The following is a 4,723-nucleotide window of genomic DNA, read 5'->3' as shown; positions in this document are numbered from 1 at the left end:
GACCTTCCCGCGCGATTAGCTCAGCGGGAGAGCGCTTCCCTGACACGGAAGAGGTCACTGGTTCAATCCCAGTATCGCGCACACCGATCGGCCGGAGGCCGGGGCTTGAACAGCTCCGGCCTCCGGCCGTTTGTGCAGGCAGAGCGCGTGCGAACGGCCGGATGGGATCGCATGGGAGCAGTACGAAGGGCCGGGCGCCTCCCCAGGTGCCCGGCCCTTCGTGCCGTCCGCCGTACCCCCGTCCCCACGGGGTTGATCCACCGGCTTGTCCCCGGCCCGGGCCGCTCTCCCGGGCCCGGGGCGCTCAGCGCCCCAGCATTCCGGCGACGGACGACGCTTGTGTGACGACGGCGTCCCAGCCGCCGAAGAGGAAGGCGAGGAACGCCGCGAGGGGCACCACCATGGCCGTGGCCACCAGCGGGTGCCGGGTGCCGGAGGGCCGCGGCGCGAACAGGCCCGCGACAAGGCCGGCGGCGCGGTGGCCGCGTGGCCCGGCCGTACGTCCCGCCGTGTCCGCCATGGCTGTGCTCCCCGTCCTCTCGCTGTCCCCTGCTTCGGTACTGTGCGAAGCCCTGCCTCGGTACTTTGCGAAGTCTCACGAGCGGCGGGCGTCTGACCTCGGGGGACGAGTGCTGCACCCGCCGCTCGACCTCCAATCTAGGGGCGCCGCCACCGGCGGGCGTCATGCCCTCGTACCGATTGGCGGGCATCCGGGAGGATGAGCGGCGGCCGGGCGGCTACTCCCCTGGTTGGAGACGGGCGGTCCGTCCCCCGGGGACTTCCCGGAGGGGGAGCCCCGGAGCGTGAAGGAATCCGCCCTGGTCGGTGTGGTTTCGCTCACGTCCGGCCCGCCCTCGTACGTAATGATCTTCACTGCCCGGCCGGCCGCTCCTCCGCTCGCCGCACCCGCCTCAACGGCCCCTCCCGTCTCGTGCGAAGTGCCGGGTCACGGGCCGGGTCCGGCTCCAATCCCCCTGCGGCAGCGGCCCCTTGGGACCGCTCCCCCGCGCCGGGGGTGCACGGCCGCCGCCCCGGGCCCGCGGGCGGCCGGGCGCGCCGGGCGCGGGCAATCCACTTGCCGACGCATGCGCGGCCTATCAGCGCGCCCGCCCGTCAATCCGTAAGCTGTGCCACGTCAGACGGACCGGGCAGCGGGGATGAAGATGGCGATGATGCGGCTCCGGCGCGAGGACCCGCGAGTCGTCGGCTCGTTCCGGCTTCACCGCCGGCTCGGCGCGGGCGGCATGGGCGTGGTGTACCTCGGCTCCGACCGGCGCGGGCAGCGCGTGGCGCTGAAGGTGATCCGGCCGGACCTGGCCGAGGACCAGGAGTTCCGCTCGCGCTTCGCGCGCGAGGTGCAGGCGGCCCGGCGGATCCGCGGCGGCTGTACGGCGCGGCTCGTGGCCGCCGACCTGGACGCGGACCGCCCCTGGTTCGCGACGCAGTACGTGCCGGGCCCCTCCCTGCACGACAAGGTGAACGAGGACGGGCCGCTGTCGGCCGCTCAGACGGCCTCCATCGGGGCGGCCTTGGCCGAAGGCCTGCTGGCCGTGCACGACGCGGGCGTGGTGCACCGGGACCTCAAGCCGTCGAACATCCTGCTGTCCCCCAAGGGCCCCCGCATCATCGACTTCGGCATCGCGTGGGCGACGGGCGCGAGCACGCTCACGCACGTGGGCACCGCGGTCGGCTCCCCCGGCTTCCTCGCCCCCGAGCAGGTCCGGGGCGCCGCGGTGACCCCCGCCACGGACGTCTTCGCCCTCGGCGCGACCCTCGCCTACGCCTCGACCGCGGACTCTCCCTTCGGGCAGGGCAGTTCGGAGGTCATGCTCTACCGGGTCGTCCACGAGGAACCCCAGCTCATGGCCGTGCCGGACGCCCTGGCACCGCTGATCCACGCCTGTCTGGCCAAGGATCCCGAGGAGCGGCCGAGCACGCTGCAGCTGTCCCTGCGGCTGAAGGAGATCGCGGCCCGGGAGGCGCACGGCCTCTCCGAGGGGCGGCACCCTCTGACGCGCCGTGAGCCCGACCGGCCGGCCGACCGGCGCCCCGCGGAGTACGCGGAGCAGCGCACCGAACGGCCCACGGTCAAGGCGCCCGCGCCGCACCACCCGCCGCAGGCCGCCCGGCCCGAGCCCGGCCGCCGGCCGGCCGCGCGGCCCGGACGGGCGGCGCGGGCGAACGGCGCGCGCGGGCAGTCCGCCCGGGGTGCGGCGGGTGCCGCGGCCCGGCGCGGCGGGCAGCCCGCGGCCCGGACGGGCGCGGGGGCCCGGCGGCCCGCGCGTGACCCGCGGCTGCTGCGCCAGCGGGTGACCGTCTTCATCGTGGTGACGCTGCTGGTCGCGCTGGGCATCGCCGTGGCCCAGGGCTGTCAGGGGCCGGACCGGCGCAACGACGGGTTGCGCGTGTCCCGCGGCGCGGAGCTTCCGGCCGCCCCGGGGGACGGCCTCGGCTTCGCCGGGGGCGGCCTGCCGGTGCGGGGGCTCTGAGGGCCTCCCGGGGCTCAGTCCTGCGGCCGGCCCGCCGTCACCGCGTAGAACGACACCGCCGCGGCCGCGCCCACGTTGAGCGAGTCGATGCCGTGGGCCATGGGGATGCGCACCCATTCGTCCGCAGCCATCAGGGCGCGCGTGGACAGGCCGGCCCCCTCCGCCCCGAGCATCAGGGCGACGCGCTCCAGGCGGTGCGGCGCGGCCGCGTCGATGGACGTCGCCTTCTCGTCGGGCGTGAGCGCCAGGATCCGGAAGCCCGCCTCCCGTACGGTCTCCAGGTCGCGGGGCCAGGTCTCCAGGCGCGCGTACGGCACGGAGAACACCGCGCCCATGGACACCTTGACGGAGCGCCGGTAGAGCGGGTCGGCGCAGTCCGGGGAGAGCAGGACCGCGTCCATGCCGAGGGCCGCCGCGCTGCGGAAGATCGCGCCGATGTTGGTGTGGTCGTTCACGGCCTCCATGACCGCGACGCGGCGCGTGGTCCGCAGCAGCTCGGCCGCGGACGGCAGCGTCTTGCGCTGCATGGAGGCGAGCGCCCCGCGGTGGACGTGATAGCCCGTCACCCGTTCGGCGAGCTCGGGGCTCACCGCGTAGACGGGGGCGGGCGACTCCTCGATGACGTCGCGCATCACGTCGACCCACTTGGCGGACAGCAGCATCGAGCGCATCTCATAGCCCGCGTGGCGGGCGCGCCTGATGACCTTCTCCCCCTCGGCGATGAAGAGTCCCTCGGCGGGCTCGCGGCGGCGGCGCAGCTCGACGTCGGTCAGGCCGGTGTAGTCGTGCAGGCGCGGGTCGGCGGGGTCGTCGATGGTGATGATGTCGGCCATGTCGTCCTGGTCCTTGGTACGGGGTGCTCGGTCGCCGGAGGGCGTGGCGGTGGTGTGCCGCCCGGTGGTGTCTCCGGCCGGTTGTCTATCGGCCGGTGCCTACCGTCACGACGTCGCCCACGACGATGACCGCGGGGGGCCGTATCCCTTCCGCCTTGACGCGCTCGGCGACGGTCGCGAGCGTCGCGTCGACGCGCCGCTGGGCCGCGGTGGTGCCCTCCTGCACGACGGCGACGGGGGTTCCGGCGGCCCGGCCGTGCCGCACGAGGGTGCCGGCGATGGCCCCGATGTTCTCGACGGACATCAGCAGGACGAGCGTGCCGCGGAGCCGGGCGACGGCCTCCCAGTCGACGAGGGAGCGCGGGTCGTCGGGCGCGACGTGGCCGCTGACGACGGTGAACTCGTGCGCGACGCCCCGGTGGGTGACGGGGATGCCGGCGGCGCCGGGGACGCTGATCGTGCTGGAGATGCCGGGGACGACCGTGCACGGGATGCCGTGCTCGGCCAGGGCCTGGGCCTCCTCCATGCCGCGGCCGAAGACGTACGGGTCGCCGCCCTTGAGGCGGACGACGGACTTGCCCGCCCGGGCGTGCTCGATCAGGGCGTTGTTGATGGCCTCCTGGGCCATGAAACGCCCGTACGGGATCTTCGCGGCGTCGATGACCTCGACGTGCGGGGGGAGCTCGTCGAGGAGGTCGCGCGGGCCGAGGCGGTCGGCGATGACGACGTCGGCGCCGGCGAGGAGACGGCGGCCGCGCACGGTGATGAGGTCGGGGTCGCCGGGTCCGCCGCCGACGAGGGCGACGTGGCCGGTGGCGGGGCGGCTGCGGAAGTGCGGGGCCGTCAGGGAGCCGTCGCGCAGGCCTTCGACGATCGCGTCGCGGACGGCGGCGGAGCGGCGGGGGTCGCGGCCGGTCAGGACGGCGACGGTGACGCCCTCGCTGCGGCCGGTGGCGGGCGTCCAGGCGGTGGCGGCGTCCGCGTCGTCGCTGCGCACGGCCCACACGCGGCGGGCCTCGGCCTCGGCGGAGGCGGCCCGGTTGGCCTCGGGGTCGTCGGTGGAGATCAGGGCGTACCAGGCGCCGTCGAGGTCGCCGTCGCGGTAGCGGCGGGGCTCCCAGCGCAGCTCGCCGGCGTCGGCCATCGCTTCGACGGAGGGGGTGACGGAGGGAGAGATCAGCAGGACGTCCGCGCCGGCGGCGATCAGCGCGGGGAGGCGGCGCTGGGCGACCTGGCCGCCGCCGAGGACGACGACGCGGCGGCCCGCGAGGCGCAGTCCGACGGGGTAGGCGGCGGATTCGTTGTGCTCGGCGTTGTGCTCGGCCATGGGCGTGCGGGTCTCCTCGTGGCGGGCGAATGCGCTGGTGGGGACACCCTACGGTGCGGTGGAGGGTCGGGGGC

The 4,723-nt window shown here is 75.5% G+C and carries 4 protein-coding genes and 1 tRNA gene; 2 read left to right on the top strand and 3 right to left on the bottom strand.

Annotation, left to right across the window (positions count from 1 at the left end; all coding sequences use genetic code 11):
- The first annotated feature begins 9 nt into the window (after positions 1 to 9).
- A tRNA-Val gene (locus ACSNOH_RS33405) sits at positions 10 to 81 on the top strand.
- Between the two features lie 223 nt (positions 82 to 304).
- On the opposite strand, the gene ACSNOH_RS33400 is transcribed toward ACSNOH_RS33405, so the two are convergent.
- Positions 305 to 520: a hypothetical protein gene (locus ACSNOH_RS33400; RefSeq protein ID WP_436725200.1), complete on the bottom strand. Its 216-nt coding sequence runs from the start codon at positions 518 to 520 to the stop codon at positions 305 to 307.
- A gap of 643 nt (positions 521 to 1,163) precedes the next feature.
- Here ACSNOH_RS33400 and ACSNOH_RS33395 point away from each other — a divergent pair.
- A complete protein-coding gene (locus ACSNOH_RS33395) occupies positions 1,164 to 2,489 on the top strand; it encodes a serine/threonine-protein kinase (protein WP_436725201.1) in 1,326 nt (441 codons plus the stop codon).
- 14 nt (positions 2,490 to 2,503) lie between these two features.
- On the opposite strand, the gene ACSNOH_RS33390 is transcribed toward ACSNOH_RS33395, so the two are convergent.
- Both ACSNOH_RS33390 and cobA read right to left on the bottom strand, forming a co-directional pair.
- On the bottom strand, positions 2,504 to 3,322 hold the full coding sequence (locus tag ACSNOH_RS33390) for a TrmH family RNA methyltransferase (RefSeq protein WP_436725199.1): 819 nt from the start codon (positions 3,320 to 3,322) through the stop codon (positions 2,504 to 2,506).
- Positions 3,323 to 3,407: 85 nt separating this feature from the next.
- Positions 3,408 to 4,649: a uroporphyrinogen-III C-methyltransferase gene (cobA, locus tag ACSNOH_RS33385; RefSeq protein WP_436725198.1), complete on the bottom strand. Its 1,242-nt coding sequence runs from the start codon at positions 4,647 to 4,649 to the stop codon at positions 3,408 to 3,410.
- Between the last annotated feature and the right edge of the window lie 74 nt (positions 4,650 to 4,723).

It is taken from the genome of Streptomyces sp. URMC 127 (assembly GCF_051386535.1).
Lineage (GTDB): Bacteria > Actinomycetota > Actinomycetes > Streptomycetales > Streptomycetaceae > Streptomyces.
The sequence above is the reverse complement of the archived record's forward strand: the minus strand, read 5'-3'. Positions and strand labels throughout refer to the sequence as shown.

Bases quoted from the DNA above. Each gene is read 5' to 3' on its own strand.
- ACSNOH_RS33400 (WP_436725200.1), bottom strand. From the start codon at position 520: ATGGCGGACACGGCGGGACGTACGGCCGGGCCACGCGGCCACCGCGCC.
- ACSNOH_RS33395 (WP_436725201.1), top strand. From the start codon at position 1,164: ATGGCGATGATGCGGCTCCGGCGCGAGGACCCGCGAGTCGTCGGCTCG.
- ACSNOH_RS33390 (WP_436725199.1), bottom strand. From the start codon at position 3,322: ATGGCCGACATCATCACCATCGACGACCCCGCCGACCCGCGCCTGCAC.
- cobA (WP_436725198.1), bottom strand. From the start codon at position 4,649: ATGGCCGAGCACAACGCCGAGCACAACGAATCCGCCGCCTACCCCGTC.